17 protein-coding genes, 1 other RNA gene, 1 pseudogene and 1 riboswitch are annotated in these 18354 nt (G+C 66.3%); of the genes and pseudogenes, 4 read left to right on the top strand and 15 right to left on the bottom strand.

The window, feature by feature from the left end:
• Positions 1–2 precede the first annotated feature (2 nt).
• Positions 3–449: a division/cell wall cluster transcriptional repressor MraZ gene (gene mraZ, locus DT603_RS04305; protein ID WP_162348763.1), complete on the bottom strand. Its 447-nt coding sequence runs from the start codon at positions 447–449 to the stop codon at positions 3–5.
• Between the two features lie 325 nt (positions 450–774).
• Between mraZ and DT603_RS04300 the strand changes: the two genes are divergently transcribed.
• Positions 775–1542: an NRDE family protein gene (locus tag DT603_RS04300; RefSeq protein WP_162348617.1), complete on the top strand. Its 768-nt coding sequence runs from the start codon at positions 775–777 to the stop codon at positions 1540–1542.
• A 566-nt stretch (positions 1543–2108) separates the two neighbouring features.
• On the opposite strand, the gene rnpB is transcribed toward DT603_RS04300, so the two are convergent.
• An RNA gene (rnpB, locus tag DT603_RS04295) (RNase P RNA component class A) lies at positions 2109–2457 on the bottom strand.
• Positions 2458–2496: 39 nt separating this feature from the next.
• Positions 2497–3315 (bottom strand): 16S rRNA (cytidine(1402)-2'-O)-methyltransferase, encoded by an 819-nt coding sequence (gene rsmI, locus DT603_RS04290; protein ID WP_162348616.1) that lies wholly within the window; start codon positions 3313–3315, stop codon positions 2497–2499.
• A gap of 192 nt (positions 3316–3507) precedes the next feature.
• On the opposite strand from rsmI, the pseudogene DT603_RS04285 reads away from it, so the two are divergent.
• Together DT603_RS04285 and DT603_RS04280 are read left to right on the top strand one after the other, a co-directional pair.
• Positions 3508–4791: pseudogene (locus tag DT603_RS04285) on the top strand (penicillin-binding protein activator); the annotation flags it as partial.
• A 9-nt stretch (positions 4792–4800) separates the two neighbouring features.
• Positions 4801–5187 (top strand): YraN family protein, encoded by a 387-nt coding sequence (locus DT603_RS04280; RefSeq protein WP_162348614.1) that lies wholly within the window; start codon positions 4801–4803, stop codon positions 5185–5187.
• Positions 5188–5286: 99 nt separating this feature from the next.
• Here the strand turns inward: DT603_RS04280 and DT603_RS04275 are convergent, their stop codons facing one another.
• From DT603_RS04275 to DT603_RS04220, 12 genes are all read right to left on the bottom strand, one after another.
• Positions 5287–6984, bottom strand: a complete 1698-nt coding sequence (locus DT603_RS04275; protein ID WP_162348613.1) for a hypothetical protein — start codon at positions 6982–6984, stop codon at positions 5287–5289.
• 104 nt (positions 6985–7088) lie between these two features.
• Positions 7089–8039, bottom strand: a complete 951-nt coding sequence (gene thiL / locus DT603_RS04270) for a thiamine-phosphate kinase (RefSeq protein ID WP_162348612.1) — start codon at positions 8037–8039, stop codon at positions 7089–7091.
• A gap of 104 nt (positions 8040–8143) precedes the next feature.
• Positions 8144–8617: a transcription antitermination factor NusB gene (gene nusB, locus DT603_RS04265; protein ID WP_162348611.1), complete on the bottom strand. Its 474-nt coding sequence runs from the start codon at positions 8615–8617 to the stop codon at positions 8144–8146.
• On the bottom strand, positions 8614–9081 hold the full coding sequence (ribH, locus tag DT603_RS04260) for a 6,7-dimethyl-8-ribityllumazine synthase (protein WP_162348610.1): 468 nt from the start codon (positions 9079–9081) through the stop codon (positions 8614–8616). The genes nusB and ribH overlap by 4 nt, the downstream gene beginning before the upstream one ends.
• Positions 9082–9208: 127 nt before the next feature.
• Positions 9209–10306, bottom strand: a complete 1098-nt coding sequence (ribB, locus tag DT603_RS04255) for a 3,4-dihydroxy-2-butanone-4-phosphate synthase (protein WP_162348609.1) — start codon at positions 10304–10306, stop codon at positions 9209–9211.
• Positions 10303–10914 (bottom strand): riboflavin synthase, encoded by a 612-nt coding sequence (locus tag DT603_RS04250; protein WP_162348608.1) that lies wholly within the window; start codon positions 10912–10914, stop codon positions 10303–10305. Before DT603_RS04250 ends, ribB begins: the two co-directional genes overlap by 4 nt.
• 131 nt (positions 10915–11045) lie before the next feature.
• A riboswitch (FMN riboswitch) is annotated at positions 11046–11219 on the bottom strand.
• A gap of 153 nt (positions 11220–11372) precedes the next feature.
• Positions 11373–12134, bottom strand: a complete 762-nt coding sequence (locus tag DT603_RS04245) for a class I SAM-dependent methyltransferase (protein ID WP_162348607.1) — start codon at positions 12132–12134, stop codon at positions 11373–11375.
• A 109-nt stretch (positions 12135–12243) separates the two neighbouring features.
• A complete protein-coding gene (gene ribD / locus DT603_RS04240) occupies positions 12244–13338 on the bottom strand; it encodes a bifunctional diaminohydroxyphosphoribosylaminopyrimidine deaminase/5-amino-6-(5-phosphoribosylamino)uracil reductase RibD (protein WP_162348606.1) in 1095 nt (364 codons plus the stop codon).
• 147 nt (positions 13339–13485) lie between these two features.
• Positions 13486–14010, bottom strand: a complete 525-nt coding sequence (gene nrdR, locus DT603_RS04235; protein ID WP_162348605.1) for a transcriptional regulator NrdR — start codon at positions 14008–14010, stop codon at positions 13486–13488.
• A gap of 1 nt (position 14011) precedes the next feature.
• Positions 14012–14488 carry a hypothetical protein gene (locus DT603_RS04230; protein WP_162348604.1) on the bottom strand — a complete coding sequence of 159 codons (477 nt, stop codon included), beginning with the start codon at positions 14486–14488 and terminating at the stop codon, positions 14012–14014.
• Between the two features lie 56 nt (positions 14489–14544).
• On the bottom strand, positions 14545–15798 hold the full coding sequence (gene glyA, locus DT603_RS04225) for a serine hydroxymethyltransferase (RefSeq protein WP_162348603.1): 1254 nt from the start codon (positions 15796–15798) through the stop codon (positions 14545–14547).
• 159 nt (positions 15799–15957) lie between these two features.
• A complete protein-coding gene (locus tag DT603_RS04220; protein WP_162348602.1) occupies positions 15958–16431 on the bottom strand; it encodes an RcnB family protein in 474 nt (157 codons plus the stop codon).
• Positions 16432–16626: 195 nt separating this feature from the next.
• On the opposite strand from DT603_RS04220, the gene ettA reads away from it, so the two are divergent.
• Positions 16627–18291, top strand: coding sequence for an energy-dependent translational throttle protein EttA (ettA, locus tag DT603_RS04215; RefSeq protein WP_162348601.1), 1665 nt, complete (start codon positions 16627–16629; stop codon positions 18289–18291).
• Positions 18292–18354: the final 63 nt, after the last annotated feature.

Genomic DNA, 18354 nt, shown 5'->3' with positions numbered 1-18354 from the left:
CGTCACAGCTTCAGTTCGAGCATGTGCGCGCTCAGATCTTCGTCGGACAAGGTCTGACGGATCTGCGCGTGATGCGCCTGCTCGCTCCACAATTCGAATTTGTCACCCATGCCCAGCAGCACGGCTTTCTTCTCGATGCCCACCGCGCTGCGGTGGCTGGCCGGGATGCTGATGCGGCCGTTGCCGTCCAGCTCCACCGGCGTCGCCGCACCCACCAGCTTCAGCTGCAGGTTGCGATGGGCGCGCTGGGTGCTGGGCAAGGCGTTGACCGAGTCCCGCACCCGCTGCCATTCCTTCTCGGGATACAGGTACAGGCAACCCAGCTCGAACGGGTTGTAAGCGATCACCAGACGATTGCCGCACTCGCGCGCGACCAGATCCCGGTAGGCGGTGGGCACCGCCAACCGGCCCTTGTCGTCAACTGTGATAGCGGTCTCACCCTGGAACACAAGCCCTGCACCCACGAAACCCGCTTGAAGGCGGCAATTGAACCACGAAAAACCACCAATAACCCGGTTTTCCCTCTGGTGCCCACCTTAGCACCGCCCGAAAGGTTGTCAACAGGAAACAGAGTGATAAATCGTCTTTTACTTCAATGGCTTGCGAGCAACTTCACAAACTTGTTCAAGGGTTATCCACAAGCTGCTGTTTAGTCTCAAATTTTGAGATTGAGCCATCATTCAGCCCTGTCGACGGCTTGTTAAAACGACATGATCCTGGTCGAGAGGTATCCCCGACTGGCCCTGCATTCCGCGCCGGCGGAGAATCCCACCCATGTGCCTGGTCGCCCTTGCCTGGAAAACCCACCCCCGCTGGCGCTGGCTGATGGCGGGCAACCGTGACGAGCTCCACGCCCGCCCCACCGCGCCGCTGGCCGAATGGCGGCTGCCTGCGGGGGTCAAAGCCGGCCGCGACCTGCGCTCGGGCGGCACCTGGGTGGGCGCCGACGCACGGGGCCGCTGCGCCGTGGTGACCAATGTGCGCGACCCCCTTGCCGCCAGCACCGGCCCTTCGCGCGGACAGCTGCCGGTGCGGTTCCTGCAAGGAGGCCGCGATGCACTGGCCACGACGACGGCCCTTGCCAGTGACGCCGCCGGCTACGCGCCCTTCAACCTGTTGCTGGTCGATGCGGACGCCTGCGCTTACCTGGGCAACCATCCGCGCCTGGAACAGCACGCCATCGCACCGGGCATCCACGGCATGTCGAATGGCGGATTCGACGTCGCCTGGCCCAAGACCAGGCGCCTGTGCGGAGCGCTGGAAAAATGGATCGATTCCGGCGAAGAGGACCTTGCTCCGCTCTGGAACGCGCTGGCCGACGAACGCATTGCCGAAGACTCCGCGTTGCCGGATACCGGCGTCGGCATCGAACTGGAACGCCTGCTTTCGGCTGCCTTTATCCGCGGCCAGGCCTACGGCACCCGCGCCAGCACCCTCATCGCCATCGACTACGAAGGCCGCGGCTTCATCAGTGAACGCCGCTTCGGCCCGAACGGCCTGTTCGAAGGCGAAACCACCCTGTCGATCAATACAGATCCGTAGCTGGCGCAAGAGCGACCCGAGTCGCCTCTGTCGCCTCAATCACTACCTACCTCGCCCCTGCCGTGCCCGGCCGCACCCTGCAATGCCAAACCATCGATCAAGGATCGGAGCGACAGGCCCTTTGGCAAGCAGGCGCCTCGACGGCGGCGGGCAATCGCTGGCACAAGCGTGGCCCGAAGTTTGCAACGCAAACTTTGGGATTTTTCTGGCGCAGAGCGGGAAGTCGCGGCTCCCATCGCCCCGTCTAGTGCCCGAGCCATCAGTCCAAAGCGGAGCAACAGCCCCCTTTGGTAAAGGGGGCGCCGCGACAGCGGCAGGGAATTGGATAACAAGCGGCGCCCGAAGTTTGCAAAGCAAACTTTGGGATTTTCCTGGGCGTAGCGCGGAAAGTCGCGACTCTCATCGCCCCGTCTACTGTCGGAGCCATCAGTCGAAAGCGGAGCAACAGCCCCCTTTGGTAAAGGGGGCGCCGCGACAGCGGCGGGGAATTGGAGGCACAAGCCAGGGGCCCAAAGTTTGCAAAGCAAACTTTGGGACTTTCATCGAAAGCAAAGCGTCGATGAAAGTGGCGGAGCCGGCCGATAAGCCGGGTTCTGTCGTGGACAGTCATTCCTCTAGGCGCAACGTCGCCGTTACGCTCAAGCAACCTACCCGGACCCGACGCGGGCCGCGTCATGAGGTCCCTATTTGGTCTTGCTCCCGGTGGGGTTTGCCGTGCCGGTCTGTTGCCAGACTCGCGGTGCGCTCTTACCGCACCATTTCAACCTTACCTGATCCCTTGCGGGCCATCGGCGGTATCTTTCTGTTGCACTTTCCGTCGGCTCGCGCCGCCCAGGCATTACCTGGCACCGTGCCCTGTGGAGCCCGGACTTTCCTCGGCACTCTTGCGAGTGACGCGACTGTCTGGCCGACTCCGCCGCGCGCATTGTCTCACGTCGCCGGTACCGGCCGCTGTCAGCTGCCGTACAAGGACTTCCGCGGCGCGCCGCTGAGTTCGGCCGCCAGCTTGGCCGCCGTCGACGGCGGCAGGTGTTCGCTGAGCCTGGCATACAGGCGCCGGCCTTCGATGAGCTGGGCCTCCTCGTCGTCGCCCGCGCCCTGCACCATCACCACGAACTCGCCTTTGCGCTGGTTGTCATCCGCCAGCACTTGCGCATGCAGTGATTCCAGACTGCCATCGAGCACGGTCTCGAACAATTTGGTCAACTCGCGCGCCATGACCGCATTGCGCGCATCGCCAAACACCACCCGCATGTCGGCCAGCGATTCGGCGATGCGGTGCGAGGATTCGTAGAAGACCAGCGTGCGCGTCTCGCTGGCCAGCTTGCCGAGGCGTTCGCGCCGCGCCGAGGATTTGGCCGGCAGGAAGCCTTCGAAGACGAAACGGTCGCTGGGCAATCCGGCCACGCTCAGCGCCGCGATAGCCGCGCAGGCGCCGGGAACCGGGCTGACCCTTAGGCCCGCCGCACGCGCTGCCCGCACGACCCGGAAACCCGGATCGCTGACCAGCGGAGTGCCGGCGTCGCTGACCAGCGCCAGCGAATCCCCACCCACCATGCGTTCCACGACGCGCTCGGAAATCGCTTCCTCGTTATGTTCATGCAATGCGATGAGCGGGCGCTCGATGCCGAAATGGGACAGCAACTGGCGGGTGTGGCGGGTGTCTTCGGCACAGATGCCGGCCACGCTCCGCAGCGTCTCCAGCGCGCGCGGCGAAAGGTCGGAGAGATTGCCAATGGGCGTTGCCACGATGAACAGAGTTCCAGCAGGCATTACATGATCCTTGGGCCGTGGCCTGAACGCAGTCCAGCGCCGCCGAAGGTACAATCCTAGCCGGTTCCCACGCACCCCCGCCGAGCAAGCCCCATGGATATGCGATTCGGAAGGATCTTCCCCCTCTTCATGCTGGCGGCGCTGTTCGCCGGCTGCGCGACCACCCAGGTGAGCGGCGGCGGCCAGACCACGCAGGCCGAGCGCGGCGCTCTCTCTGCCGCATCGGAGCTGGCGCGCAACGATGCAAGCCTGAGCGGCCAGGCCAAGGCCGACAATGCGCGGCAGATCGAACGCCTGCTGGCCGCCATCGACAACGCAAGCCTGGCGCGCGGTGCATCGGCGCTGCGTGCCGGCGATCCCCTGTATCCGTTCGTGGGCCGCGCGCTGCTGAGCCGGGGCCTGCCCCTGCCGCACGCGTTCGAACGTGGCGCCCAGTGGCGTTTCGACCTCAACAACCGCCCCGCTGCGGAGCGCGACGGCTATCGTCCGCCCGTGAAACTGGCGGTGCTGCTGCCCTTGTCCGGACAGCTGGCCACGGCCGCGGCACCGGTTCGCGATGGCTTGCTGGCCGGGTATTACGGTGAAAGCCGGCGCCGCCCCGAGATCAATTTCTACGACACCGCGGGAACGGCCGGCGGCGCGGTCGCCGCCTATGCGTCTGCGGCCGCGGCGGGCGCCGATTTCATCATCGGTCCGCTGGGACGCGACGAAGTCAGCGCGGTGTTCGGACAGGCCAATCTGTCGGTGCCGGTGCTGGCGCTGAATCGCGGCACTTCCGCGCCGCCTGCAGGCAACGCGGGCTTCTCGCTGGCCCCCGAGGACGACGGCATCATTGCCGCCGAATACCTGTTGGGCCGCGAGCGTCGCACAGCGGTGGTGATCAACGGCAACGACGACAGCGGCAGGCGGGCGGCCACCGCGTTCCGCGAGCGCTTCACCCAGCGCGGCGGAACCGTGGTGGAAACCATTGGCGTGGCCGAGGTGCCGGGCAGCATTTCCGCCAACCTGGCCACTGCGGCGCAACGCGGCGTGGACGCGGTCTTCCTTGCGATGAAGGGCAACACCGCGCGTGCGATCGCGCCACAGCTGGCGCTGGCCGGCTTGGCCGGCAAGAGTCGCGTGGCCAGCTCCCAGCTGATCTCGGGTACGGGCAAGCCCGAGCAGGACAGCGCGCTGGATGGCATCGTCTACCCCACTGAAGTGTGGACTGCACGCGGTCTTGGCGGATTGCCGGCGGCCAGCGTGGTGGGTGCACGCCTGCCCACCGCCCGCGGCCCGGCCGCGCGCCTGTTCGCCTTTGGTTACGACGCCTGGATGCTGACGGCATACCTGGAGAAGCTGGCCACGGGCAACAACGCGCGACTCGAGGGCGCGACCGGCGAGCTCACCCTGGATGGCTTTGGCAACGTGATCCGCATGCCGGCATGGGCCACCTTCAACGACGGACGTGCAGTGCCGGTTTCCGGAGGCGGTTGAGCGGCCCGCGTGATCGATCGCAGGGCGCGTGGCGACCGTGCCGAGACGGCTGCGCTTGAATACCTGCTGCGCGCGGGCCTGCGCCAGGTCGCGTCCAATGCGAACTACCGCGGCGGCGAGCTTGACCTGGTGATGCGCGATGACAGCGGGCGCGACGGCCCCTCCCTGGTGTTCGTGGAAGTGCGGTACCGGAAATCGGCGGCGTTCGGTGGCGGTGCCGCTTCGGTCGATGCCGGCAAGCGCCGCAAGCTCATCCATGCCGCCCAGAGTTTCCTGTCCGAACACCGGCAATACGCGAATACGGCGTGCCGCTTCGATGTCATCGAGGCCGATGGAGACCCCGACTCACCACGCATCACCTGGCTGCGCGATGCGTTCCGCGCCGACGACTGCTGAGCTGCGCGGGCGCGCCCGCCCCGCCACGGGATCGACAAACCACTGACCCGCGGTATCGGCCCCGGGCCGCACTCCGCCCGCACGTGCATGGTTCGGCGCTCAGATGCGCGAGGTAGGCAGCGGCCGCTCCCGGTGCATCAGGCTCCATTCGGCGTGTTCGGTCAGGGCCGCTTCGCCCAGTGCGCGCAGGATCCCGCGCTTTTCTTCCAGTCCACGCGCGCTATCGAGCAGGCGCTGCGCCGCAGCGAAAATGCGCTGCATGAAGCGGTATTGGCGGATCAGCTCCTTGTCCGCCTTCTTGTGCACGTAGGCTTCATGCACCGCGGCGATCACCGAAAGGATGCCCATCACCGATACCAGGGTGTGCTTGAGGTGGTCGTCGAAGCGATGGGCAAGGATGGCCAGCAATACGCTGAGCGCCACGCCCAGCCCGATGCAGACATGGCCCATGAGCTCGGCACGATGATGCAGGCGTGACCTGCGCAGCGCCGAGTGGGAGTAATAACCGAGCTGTCCGCCCGAGCGCGAGGTGCCGATCCATTCGCCGATCACCGCATCGACGTGGCCGGCATCGGCCATCACCGGCGCCAGCATCCCGTCCAGGCTGGCGCCGCGCATCACATTGCGTATCCAGCCCAGCTCGACGTCCTGCTTCTGCAGGAAATTGTCATGCGCGAAAGCCGGGGTGCCGGGGACCACGATCCCTGCGCGGCGCCAGTACGACTGCACGCGCAGGCCCTCGGCCAGCGTGCGGTAGTCCAGGTATTTGCGTTGCCACTGGCGGCGGCTGGCCAGGCCGGTGACGCCCATGCCGATGAGGAACAGCAACAGGAAGGTGTAGATCACCACATCCTGGGTCACCACGTGGGTATAGGTGAAGAACGCAAAGCCCATCAGCGCGACCAGCGCATAGGTGCTGCGCAGCACTCGCCCCACGCGCCGCTGGTAAGTGCGGGCCAGCCAGTCCGCCGCGATGAATGTCTTCCAGACCGGGCACTGCGCTGCCTGCGCCGAGTCTGCCGGCTGGGCGGCGATCTGCGCGGCGTACTTGTGCACGTCGACGTTGTAGTCCGCCTGGCGATGGAGCATCTGGGCGAACTCCGGTTGCAGCTCTTCGCTGGCCTGCGTTCCTTCGGCTGCAGTGAGCCAGCGGCCGCCCGGATCGGAGACATCGCCGTCGCCCTGGCGGGCGGTGTGCATGTGGTGCACGACGTTCTCGTGGTCGGGTCCCAGCAGGTTGGCCGTGGCGTGGCGCCGTTCAGCGCCACCGAACATCGCCCCGTGCAGGTGGAAACGCACGATCTGCGCAGTACCACCGAGCCGTCCTGATTCCTGCCCGTCCCACAACGCCAGCAGCACATGGCAATGGCTGGAGACGAAAATCCCGGCCTGCGCGTACTGCCGGTCGCGGTCAAGTCCCGGCACGGCCACCGATTGGGGCGTGCTGCCGCGTTCCAGCGGCAGTTCCAGCACTTCGACCCGTGGCAGTTGCCGCTCCAGCCACTGCAGGTCCGGCGCATCGAAGTCCTCGCGGTAGGTCGACAGCGGCAGCGGCAGCGGCGCAATCACGCGCAGGCCCAGGTCCAGCGCCACCTGCGCGACCAGCTGGTCGCTGCCCTGGGCCATGGGCGACAGCAGGACCAGCGGCAATTCGGGATGACGCGCCTGCAAGTCTTCAAGGAACGTGCGCACCCGCGCCTGCAGGCCGGGCACATCGGCGCTGCGCAACCTGCGGTGGCCGGTGACTCCAAGCACCAGACTGTTGGCCAGCAGCGGGACGTCGTTGCGGTCGGACATGGGCAGCGCCGCGGCGGCACCGGTGCCGCTGTTGTCCCTAGCCTACACGGGGAATGCGGGGCGTGGACCGCCTGCCCGGGCGCCCGCGCCGGCGCTTGCGGGCCTCAACGGAAGTGCTGGTATCCGGAACGGGCCGGGTGCCACTCCGCGCCACCGCCATCCAGTGCCCTTACGCCCTGCCCCGGCACGATGCGGCCGATGCGCGTGGCGTCGACGCCGGCGAAATCCATTGCCTGCAGGATCAATTCCCGATGCGTTGGCGGGGCGCTGAAACACAACTCGTAATCGTCGCCACCACAGGCCTGCAGCGGCCAGCGGGCCGCCGCATCGAGTTGCTGCAGTTCGGCCGAAGCAGGCAACGCAGGCAAGTCCACTTCGGCGCCCATGCCACTGCGTTCGCACACGTGGGCGAGGTCGGCCAACAATCCGTCGGACAGATCGATGCAGGCGTTCGCCAGACCGGACAGGCGCCGGCCCGCTGCCACGCGCGGGCTTGGGCGATCAAGGCGCAGGCGCGATGACGCGCTGGCCTCCGCTCCTTCCAGCACGCCATGCAATGCCATTGCGGCGTCGCCCAGGGTACCGGTGACCCAGATGTCGTCGCCGATGCGGGCGCCATCGCGGCGCAAGGCAGTGCCTGCTTCCACCAGGCCCATGGCGGTGACCGAAATCGACAGTGGGCCGCGCGTGGTGTCGCCGCCTACCAGCGCAATCCCGTGGGGTTCGGCCAGCTGCAGGAACCCGTCCAGGAATTGGTCGACCCAGGTTTCCTCCGCCTGCGGCAGCGAAAGCGACAACGTGCACCAGGTGGGCACGGCGCCCATGGCCGCGAGGTCGGAGAGGTTTACCGCCAGTGACTTCCAGCCGATGTCGGCGGCCGTGGTGGCATGGGGAAAATGCACGCCTGCATTGAGCGTGTCGGCGGTGACTACCAGTTGCATGCCCGTGGGGACCGCTAGCAGCGCGGCATCGTCGCCGATGCCCAGCACCACGTCGCCGCGTGCGCCGATGCGTGCACGGATACGGGAGATGAGGTCGAATTCTGCGGTACCCATCGCTGCATCCTATCGCCCTGGCACGGCGTTGCCAGCTGGAAGCGGTGTGGCGGCGCCAGCAATGAGTGGGGGAAGACGATCGGCAACCGGCCCGCTCGGCCTGGTCAGCGGGTGGCGCTGAATTCCGCGGGGCGCCATTCGGCGGCGGCCTTGTCCAGCACGCCGTTGACGTAGGTGTGGCCGTGTTCGGAACCGAAGCGCTTGGCGATCTCGATGGCTTCGTTGAGGACCACGCGATACGGCACGTCCAGCCGGTGGATCAGCTCGTAGGCCGACAGCCGCAACACGGCGCGTTCGATCGGGTCCACTTCCTCGACCGCACGGTCCAGGCAGCCCACCAGCGCCTCGTCCAGGCTGGCGCGATGCTTGATCACGCCGCGGACCAGGTCGTCGAAGTATTCCAGGTCGGCGATCTCGTGCGCCTGTTCGTGCGCGAACTGGGCGATGACCTGATCCACCAGGCCGCCCGATATCTGCCAGGCATAGATCGCCTGCAGGGCGCGGCGGCGCGCGCGCGCGCGGGTGACCGGGTCGACGCCGTCGCGACGGTTGCTGTCCTTGCGGAAATTTCGGTTCATGGCAGTTGCTCCAGCAGCTGCGCCATCTCGATGGCGCCCAGCGCGGCTTCCTCGCCCTTGTTGCCGTGGCTGCCGCCGGCGCGCACCTCGGCATCCTCGATGCGTTCGACCGCCAGCACCCCGTTCATCACCGGGATGCCGAAATCCAGCGACACCCGCATCAGGCCCTCGGCGCAACGATCAGCCACGTGTTCGTAATGGCGGGTGTCACCGCGGATCACGCAGCCAAGCGCGATGATCGCCGCATGCTGGCTGGCGGCGGCGATGCGCGCCGCGGCCAGCGGAATTTCCCAGGCGCCCGGCACGCGGACCACGTCCACAGCCGCATCGGCAATCCCATTGTCCGCCAGGCTCTGCCGCGCACCGGTGACCAGCGCATCGGTGATGCGCGGATTCCAGCGGCTGGCGATGATTGCGAAACGTGCGGCTTCGGGAGCGCGCAGCTCGCCTTCGTAATGGGGCATGGGTGATGTTTCCTTGGGGGCGGCAGTTTAACAGCAGCGACAGAGGCCCGATGCCTCGTGGGCCGGGCTCCAGTCCCGGCGCTCGACCCGGAAGTGATCGGCGCTGCAGCCCTTTACTGCCTGGCAACTAGACGTATTCCACGACCTCCAGACCATAGCCAGCCAGTCCCACTTGCCGGCGCGGGGTGCCGAGCACGCGCAGCTTGCCCAGCCCCAGGTCGGCCAGGATCTGGGCACCGGCACCATTGCGCCGCCATTCGGCCAGCGCGCCCCCGCTGGGCGGCTCGGAGTCGTGGCCGGGCTGGGCCTGGATCCGCGCCAGCAGCGCCTGCGGGCTGGACGCCTCATCCAGCAGGACCAACGCGCCGCGCTCCTCGCGGGCGATAGCCGCCAGCACCTCCCCCACTGCCGGCCCGAAATCCGCGCGCCGCCAGTGCAGCGCATCGGCGAGCGGGTTCTGCATGTGCACGCGCACCAGCGTGGGCACGCTGGCGTCTGCGTCGCCGCGCAGCAGCGCGAAATGCAGGCCGTGGCTGAGGCGATCGCGATAGGTGTGCAGCCGGAATGGGCCGTGTTCGGTTTCGATCTCGCGCACGTCCACGCGCTCGACGGTGTGCTCGGTGCTAAGCCGGTAGCGGATGAGTTCCTCTATGGAGCCGATCTTCAGGCCGTGGGTGCGCGCGAATTCCTCCAGTTGCGGCCGGCGCGCCATGCTGCCGTCGGCGTTGAGGATCTCGACCAGCACGCCGGCCGGCTCCATTCCCGCCAGCATCGCCAGATCAGTGGCCGCCTCGGTGTGGCCGGAGCGGTTGAGCACGCCGCCAGGTTGCGCGGTCAGAGGGAAGATGTGCCCCGGCTGCGACAGGTCCTGCGGCTTCACGTCGGGACGCACGGCAGTGCGGATGGTGTGGGCGCGGTCGTAGGCGGAGATGCCGGTGGTGACGCCTTCCGCGGCCTCGATGCTGACGGTGAAGTTGGTGTGGTGCTGGGACGTGTTGTCCTGAACCATGGGCGGCAGGCCAAGCTGGCGGCAACGCTCGCGGGTCAGCGACAGGCACACCAGGCCGCGCGCATGGGTGACCATGAAGTTGATGTCGGAAGGCTTGACCAGTTCGGCGGCCATGATCAGGTCGCCTTCGTTCTCGCGGTCCTCGTCGTCGACGATCACGACCATGCGGCCGTTGCGGATCTCTTCCAGCAGTTCGGGAATGGTGGCGAAACTCATGCGCTTGCTCCGTCGGAATGCGCGCCGAGCAGGCGCTCGACATAACGCGCGACCAGGTCGATTTCCAGGTTCACCGCCGCGCCGATCGCGGTGCCGGCGAAAGCGGTGTTGGCAACGGTGTGCGGGATCAGGGCTACTTCAAACCCATCCGCGTCCACCTGGTTGACGGTCAGGCTGACGCCATCCACGCAGATCGAACCCTTCCTGGCGACGTAGCGCAGCAGGGCTTGCGGCGCCGCGAATCGCCAGCGTTGCGCACGTGCGTCGGGCAGGATGCCAAGCACCTTGCCCACGCCGTCGACGTGGCCGCTGACCAGGTGGCCGCCCAGACGATCGGTCGGCCGCATTGCGCGTTCCAGGTTGAGCAGTGCTCCAGGTAGCAAAGCGCCCAGCGTGGTCAGCGACAGGGTTTCGTTGGAGGCATCGGCCTCGAAATGGGTCGCGCTGAAGGCGACCACGGTCAGGCAGACGCCATTGACGGCGATGCTCTCGCCCAGTTGTACGTCGCTGAAAGGCAGGTTGCCGACCTCGATGTCCAGGCGCGCATCGCCGCTGCCGGTGTCGATGCCGGCCAGGCGGCCCACGCCTTCGATGATCCCGGTGAACATCAGTGCGCACCCAGGAAGGCGGCGACTGGAAAATCCTGCTTGGCGATGGTCATGGATCGTTTCCCGCGTTGAAGAATGCGAAAAAACGCCCACAGGGCACGGGGCAACGCGCAACCGCGAGGTCGCACATGGCTCGTCTTCTTTCATCCGGACTATGACCGTCGGCTCCGGCATCGGACCGGATCTGCTGACCCTTCGGCGGTCTCCTGGGTGGAAACTGCAGAGGCGCTCGCGGGCTCATCAAGGGCGCATGACGCCGAAGACCTACCGCCGGTGGGGAATCGCACCCCGCCCTGAAGACGTTTACTGGTTGGAATTACTGGTTGGTGCTGGCCGGCGAACCGGCGGCGAATTCTAGCATCGCCACCTGCGTCGGCCGCCGGACGCAATGTTCCACCTCAGGCCGCAACGGACCTGGCCCGCCTGGTTTTCCGCAAGCGCATCGCGGTCAAGCCCTGCTAGCGGGGTTTCCGGCGCAGGTGCAGCACCAGCGGCCAACGCATGGTGCGCTGGCGCATGGGTTCGCCCCAGGCCGCGGCGAGTGGATCGGCATGGTGCTCGACCGGGTCACGCCCGGTGTCGGCCCTGCAGCGCGCGGTTGCCGACATGCTGCCCAGGTAACCCAGCAACTGCGGCAGGTTCCACTCGGCGGTCAGCCACAAGGCCGGTGCTGGCAAGGCCGGGAACGGCCATGCATAGCCTGCATAACCGGCATCCACGTCCGCGCGTTCCGGCGGCCAGTACGCTTCGATCTGCGCGCGAAAGGCATCCGCCGCGGGTAGCAGGTCATCCGAAAACACCATGTCCTGGTAGGTCCAGGCCGCCAGCACCCCACCGGGGCGCAGCACGCGTTCGCATTCGGCAAAGAAGCGCGGGCGGTCGAACCAGTGCAGCGCCTGCGCGACCGCGACCAGTGCCACGCTGTGGTCGGCCAGCGACGTGGCTTCTGCCGGCTCGACCGCGACCCGGACGTTGGCGGTGTCTCCGCCCGCGGCCCAGTGCTGCCCGATCTGCGCTGCACTGGGATCGGTGGCGAACACATCGGCGAAGCGTTGGCTCAATCCGCGCGTGGCCTGGCCACTGCCGCAGCCCGGCTCCCATACCGAAGCATTTGCCGGCGCTACCGCGGCGATGGCATTGAACAATGCATCGGGATAAGTAGGCCGCCAGCTGGCGTAGGCGCCTGCGACCTGGGAGAAGTGATCCTTGAAGGTTTTCATGCGCTCGTGCAACCCGGTGCTGGCAACAGGAACTGCGTTGTCATCGCGGCATTACCGATGCCGAGGCTGCGTTCGCTGGCAGTGCGACCGGAGCGCCTGTTTGCATTGTTCAGGCCTTTGCCGGTCGCAGCAGCAGGCGCTGGTCCTCGCCCATTGCACGCGCATCGACCACGGTGAGTTGCGCACGCTGCGCCATGGCGTCGATCCCCAGGCCTGCAAACAGCGGCCGTGCACGTTCGCCCAGCAGTACAGGCGCCACATACAACAGGATTTCATCGGCGAAGCCGGCCGCCACGAAGGCCCCGGCCAGGGTGGCGCCGGCTTCAACCTGCACTTCATTGATTTCGCGCGCCGCCAGCAGCTTCAGCACCGCCTCCAGGTCGAAGCGCCCGCCATTGACCGGAGCGACGGCGCGCTGCACGTCAAGATCACGCGGAGGCTTGGCATCGGAAGCGTGCAGGTACAGCGTCGGTGCCGCATCATCCCGGACCCGCCCGCGCGCCACCGTGGCCAGGCCCGGATCCAGCACCACGCGCAGCGGTGGCAGGAACGGCGTGTCGTCATCGAAGCGCACCGTGAGCGAAGGATCGTCGATCAGCACTGTGTTGGCACCGGTGATGATGGCGCCGGCGCGGGCGCGCCATTTGTGCACGTCCTGGCGTGAGGCTTCGCCGCTGATCCATTTGGATTCGCCACTGGCCATCGCCGTGCGGCCATCCAGGCTGGTGCCGAGTTTGACCCGCACCCACGGGCGGCCACGTTCCAGCCGCGACAGGAACCCGCGGTTGAGCTGGCGCGCCTGTGCTTCCATCAAACCTGATTCGACCGTGATACCGGCGGCACGCAACTGGTCGAAGCCCGCGCCGTCGACCTGCGGGAAGGGATCGCGCATGGCCGAGACCACGCGGCTGACACCTGCGGCGATCAACGCCTCCGCGCAGGGACCGGTGCGACCGGTGTGGGCGCAGGGCTCCAGGGTGACGTATGCGGTCGCGCCCTGGGCGCGCGCACCGGCCGCCTGCAATGCCAGCACTTCGGCGTGCGGCTCGCCGGCACGCTGGTGGAAGCCTTCGCCCACCACCTCCTCACCGTGGGCGATGACGCAGCCGACCATAGGATTGGGGCGGGTGGTATAGGCGCCACGTTCGGCCAGGCGCAGGGCGCGGGCCATCAGCAGGTGATCGGTGGCAGTGAAGGCAGTCATGTGGACCGGCTGTCGAGCCCCTCTCCCATCGGGAGAGGGGTTGGGGTGAGGGTACGGTGGAATCCGGGTGACATGAGGGTCAGCAATTCCACCGGGTTCCCGCTGTCGCTTTGCGCGACCTTCTCCCGAATTGGAGAAGCTTCATCATCAGCGTTTCTTGTTCTTGTCGATCGGCACCACCTCGCCGCCCAGCAAGGGCAACTGGCCGCTGGAGGTAGGCAGGTCGCGCTCGAGCTTCTCGATCTCCTCGCGGAAATCGGCCACGTCCTCGAAGCTGCGGTAGACCGACGCAAAGCGTACGTAGCCGACATGGTCGAGCTTGCGCAGTTCGGTCATCACGAATTCGCCGATCCGGCGCGAGGCGATTTCACGCTCGCCGCTCATGCGGATCTGGTGGACCACCGCGCGCACCGCCGATTCAATCTGCTCTTCGGACACCGGCCGCTTCTGCAATGCGCGATCGAAGCCCACCCGCAACTTGCGCGCGTCGAACGTATCGCGGCGGCCATCACCCTTGATGACGGTGGGCAACTTGATCTCGATGTTCTCGAGGGTACTGAAGCGCTCGCCACACGCCTCGCATTCACGGCGACGGCGAATGGTCGCGCCGTCTTCGGAAACGCGCGAGTCGATCACGCGGGTGTCTGTGTGCTGGCAGAAGGGGCAATGCATTTCAGGGATCGAATGCGAAAGGCAGCAGGATGGCGCTGCGGACCGCCTTTCCACCACACATCCTGGGGGAGAACGCCAGCTTGGCGGCGGTGACCGCTGCGGCGCTTGCGAACGCGGCATCGGTCGCACACACCGGACGCACGGCCGCGATGGCGCCGGCCTCGTCCAGCTCCAGAAGCAGGTGCGCCGCTCCCCGCAAGTGCTTTCCCTTTTCGTCCACCGGATACAGGGCCCGCGCCTGCACCGGCTTCTTGGCAGGGTCGACACAGCCACCGTCCACCGACTTTTCGTTCCAGGCCGCCTTGCGCTCCAGAATCGCCGCTTTCGTCAAAAGCTGCACCGAGCCAGCGGTGCACAGGCCGGTCGTGCCATCGTAACGTGCGAGTCGCATCGTGGTGGTGATGCGCTTGCTGTTCTGCAGGGCGGCCTCGTTGACCTTGGTCGGCGGCTGCCCGGCCGCATGCAGCAGCGGGGGCAATGCTGCGCATCCAACCAGGAGGGCCAGCAGATTGAAGGCTGCGTAGCGCAACCCGCTCATCCGTACACCGGGAACTTCGCGCACTGCTTCTCGACGTTATCACGCACTCCGGCGATGACATTTTCATCGCCCGGCGCATCCAGCACGTCGCAGATCCAGTTCGCCAGGGCCACGCAATCCGGTTCCAGGTAACCGCGGGTCGTGACCGCAGGCGTGCCCAGACGCAGGCCCGAGGTCACGAAGGGCTTCTGCGGATCGTTCGGCACTGCGTTCTTGTTGACGGTGATGTGGGCCTTGCCCAGCGCTTCCTCGGCGGCCTTGCCGGTGACGCCCTTGCCGATCATGTCGACCAGCATCAGGTGGTTCTCGGTGCCGCCCGAGACGATCTTGTAGCCGCGGGAAATGATCGTCTTGGCCATGGCCTGCGCGTTCTTCACCACCTGCGCCTGGTAGGCCTTGAATTCCGGCTCCAGCGCTTCCTTGAAGGCCACCGCCTTTGCCGCGATCACGTGCATCAGCGGGCCGCCCTGGATGCCGGGGAAGACGATGCTCTGCAGCTTCTTCTCGATCTCTTCGCCCGCCCCTTTGGCGACAATGATGCCGCCGCGCGGACCGCGCAGGGTCTTGTGCGTGGTCGAGGTGACTACGTGCGCATGTGGCAACGGATTGGGATAGACACCCGCGGCCACCAGGCCGGCGACATGGGCCATGTCGACGAACAGATAGGCGCCCACCTTGTCGGCGATGGCGCGGAAGCGCGCCCAGTCGACCACCTGGGAATAGGCACTGAAACCAGCGACCACCATCTTCGGCTTGTGTTCCAGCGCCAGGCGCTCGACTTCGTCGTAATCGATCAGGCCCTGCTCGTTGACGCCGTACTGCATGGCATCGAACAGTTTGCCGGAGATATTGACCTTGGCACCGTGGGTCAGGTGGCCGCCATGGGCCAGCGACATGCCCAGGATCCTGTCGCCGGGGCTCAGCAGCGCCAGGTAGACGGCCTGGTTCGCCTGCGAGCCCGAATGCGGCTGCACGTTGGCGTAGTCGGCGCCGAACAGCTGCTTGACCCGCTCGATGGCCAGCTTCTCGGCAATGTCGACGTATTCGCAGCCGCCGTAATAGCGCTTGCCCGGGTAGCCCTCTGCGTACTTGTTGGTCAGCTGGCTGCCTTGGGCTTCCATCACCAGTGCGCTGCAGTAGTTCTCGGAGGCGATCAGCTCGACGTGGTCCTCCTGGCGGCGGTTCTCCGACGCGATCGCGGCGGCCAGTTCGGGGTCGTAACCTTCAATGCGGGCGTTGCGCTGGAACATCGGAGCTCCGGGAGGGATCGGGCTGCCGATTGTAGCCCCCCGCTCCCGCCCCTACAAAAGAAGTGAATGGAACGGAGTTGTGAGGGGTAAACGCCTGCCCACAAAGAAAAAGCGCGCCTTGCGGCGCGCTTTTCCGTTCAAACAGATCCTCTGGGACTATCAGTGACGCAGGATCAGGTCGGTGATGATGCCCGTGGCCACGGCGACCAGCAGGTAGTCGCCTGCGTCGCTGCGGCGCCAGTACTGGCCGCGAGGCGGAGCACGAAGACCATAGCCCCGGTAATCGTTGACCACATAGGTCGGGCCATAGCCGTCACCGTAGTAGCGTGCGCCCCGGGCCCAGCGCGGGGGTCCGTAGCCCGCGTTGCCATACGAGGACCGATAGGCCGGCCGGTAAACGACGCGGGGCGGGGCGGGGCGGTAATTACGGTCATTGTGCATGTAAGCGCGGTAGTTGCCGTCTTCCCTTCTCTGGCGCGTTTCGTAGCGCCCTACACCGCGGTCACTCCACTCACGCTCATAACCCCGGCTGCCGTGCTCGCGGTCTCTGTGGTGATCACGGGCCATTGCGGGGGCGGAGGCCACGGTCGCCGCGAACAGCAGCGCCAAGCCGGTCTTGATCACGTAATTCATCGTATCCACCTCCTGTTTGCCCTGGTGGGTTGAATATCGAATGGACGTGCTGAACCACGGCCTTCTGTAAATGGATTTGTAGAAAACCGTTAAGACCCCAGCCAGCGGGCCGCAGCCCGTATAATTCGCCCTTTCTCGATTTTCGCCACCGCGCCAGCCTTGCGCGGGCACGGCAGTGCCTTCCCCGGAGACCCCATGTCGCAATACATCTACACCATGAACGGCGTCAGCAAAGTCGTGCCGCCGAAGCGCCAGATCATCAAGGACATCTCGCTGTCCTTCTTCCCGGGGGCCAAGATCGGCCTGCTGGGCCTGAACGGCGCGGGCAAGTCCACCGTTCTCAAAATCATGGCCGGCGTGGACTCCGATTTCAGCGGCGAAGCACGCCCTGCCGCCGGCATCAAGGTCGGCTACCTGGCCCAGGAGCCGCAGCTCAACCCCGAGCACACGGTGCGCGAGGCGGTGGAAGAAGGCGTCGGCGAAGTGCTCAAGGCCCAGGCCGCACTCGACAAGATCTATGAGGCCTATGCCGAGGAAGGCGCGGACTTCGACAAGCTGGCCATCGACCAGCAGCGCCTGGAAGCCATCCTGGCCAACAATGACGCGCATACCCTGGAACACCAGCTGGACGTGGCCGCCGACGCGCTGCGCCTGCCGCCGTGGGACGCGATCATCGGCAAGTTGTCCGGTGGCGAGAAGCGCCGCGTGGCCCTGTGCCAGCTGCTGCTGCAGAAGCCGGACATGCTGCTGCTGGATGAACCGACCAACCACCTGGACGCCGAGTCGGTTGAATGGCTGGAGCAATTCCTGGCCCGCTACACCGGCACCGTGGTCGCCGTCACCCATGACCGCTACTTCCTGGAGAACGTGGCCGAATGGATCCTGGAACTGGATCGCGGCAAGGGCATCCCGTGGAAAGGCAACTACACCGCCTGGCTGGAGCAGAAATCCGAGCGCCTGAAGCAGGAAGAGTCCGGCGAAAAGGCGCGCCAGAAGGCCCTGGCCAAGGAACTGGAGTGGGTGCGCAGCAACGCCAAGGGCGGCCGCACCAAGGGCAAGGCACGCATGGCCAGGTTCGAAGAACTGAACTCGGTCGAATACCAGAAGCGCAACGAGACCAACGAGATCTTCATCCCGCCCGGCGAGCGCCTGGGCCAGTCGGTGATCGAGTTCAAGAACGTGTCCAAGAGCTTTGGCGACCGCCTGCTGATCGACGACCTGAGCTTCATCATCCCGCCGGGCGCCATCGTCGGCATCATCGGCCCCAACGGCGCGGGCAAGTCGACGCTGTTCAAGATGATCACCGGCCAGGAAACGCCGGACAAGGGCGAAGTCGTCAAGGGTCCCAGCACCAAGATCGCCTACGTCGACCAGAGCCGCGACGCCCTGACCGGCAACCACAATGTGTTCCAGGAGGTCAGCGGCGGCGCCGACATCCTCAACATCAATGGCGTCGAGATCCAGTCGCGCGCCTACATCGGCCGCTTCAATTTCAAGGGCCAGGACCAGCAGAAGCTGGTCGGCACGCTGTCAGGCGGCGAGCGCGGCCGCCTGCACCTGGCCAAGACCCTGCTGCAGGGCGGCAACGTGCTGCTGCTCGACGAACCGTCCAACGACCTGGACATCGAAACCCTGCGCGCGCTGGAAGATGCAGTGCTGGAGTTCCCGGGCTGCGCTGTGGTCATTTCCCATGACCGCTGGTTCCTGGATCGCATCGCCACCCACATCCTCGCCTTCGAAGGCGACTCGCACGTGGAGTACTTCCAGGGCAACTACCGCGAATACGAAGAAGACAAGAAGCGCCGCATGGGCGCCGAAGGCGCGCAACCCAAACGCCTGAGGTTCAAGGCACTGAAGTGACGCATTGGCCCGCGCGCAGCGCGGTTTTGCCAATGCGTCATCCCCGCGCAGGCGGGGATCCAG

Source organism: Pseudoxanthomonas gei, assembly GCF_010119615.1.
GTDB classification, from domain to species: Bacteria; Pseudomonadota; Gammaproteobacteria; order Xanthomonadales; family Xanthomonadaceae; genus Pseudoxanthomonas_A; species Pseudoxanthomonas_A gei.
This window is presented reverse-complemented; position numbering and strand designations above follow the sequence as displayed.

Coding starts and splice junctions, on each gene's coding strand:
- ettA (WP_162348601.1), top strand. CDS start 16,627: ATGTCGCAATACATCTACACCATGAACGGCGTCAGCAAAGTCGTGCCG.
- DT603_RS04220 (WP_162348602.1), bottom strand. CDS start 16,431: ATGAATTACGTGATCAAGACCGGCTTGGCGCTGCTGTTCGCGGCGACC.
- ribD (WP_162348606.1), bottom strand. CDS start 13,338: ATGACTGCCTTCACTGCCACCGATCACCTGCTGATGGCCCGCGCCCTG.
- ribB (WP_162348609.1), bottom strand. CDS start 10,306: ATGAGTTTCGCCACCATTCCCGAACTGCTGGAAGAGATCCGCAACGGC.
- DT603_RS04275 (WP_162348613.1), bottom strand. CDS start 6,984: ATGTCCGACCGCAACGACGTCCCGCTGCTGGCCAACAGTCTGGTGCTT.
- rsmI (WP_162348616.1), bottom strand. CDS start 3,315: ATGCCTGCTGGAACTCTGTTCATCGTGGCAACGCCCATTGGCAATCTC.
- DT603_RS04245 (WP_162348607.1), bottom strand. CDS start 12,134: ATGAAAACCTTCAAGGATCACTTCTCCCAGGTCGCAGGCGCCTACGCC.
- nusB (WP_162348611.1), bottom strand. CDS start 8,617: ATGAACCGAAATTTCCGCAAGGACAGCAACCGTCGCGACGGCGTCGAC.
- DT603_RS04300 (WP_162348617.1), top strand. CDS start 775: ATGTGCCTGGTCGCCCTTGCCTGGAAAACCCACCCCCGCTGGCGCTGG.
- thiL (WP_162348612.1), bottom strand. CDS start 8,039: ATGGGTACCGCAGAATTCGACCTCATCTCCCGTATCCGTGCACGCATC.
- ribH (WP_162348610.1), bottom strand. CDS start 9,081: ATGCCCCATTACGAAGGCGAGCTGCGCGCTCCCGAAGCCGCACGTTTC.
- glyA (WP_162348603.1), bottom strand. CDS start 15,798: ATGTTCCAGCGCAACGCCCGCATTGAAGGTTACGACCCCGAACTGGCC.
- DT603_RS04250 (WP_162348608.1), bottom strand. CDS start 10,914: ATGTTCACCGGGATCATCGAAGGCGTGGGCCGCCTGGCCGGCATCGAC.
- nrdR (WP_162348605.1), bottom strand. CDS start 14,010: ATGCATTGCCCCTTCTGCCAGCACACAGACACCCGCGTGATCGACTCG.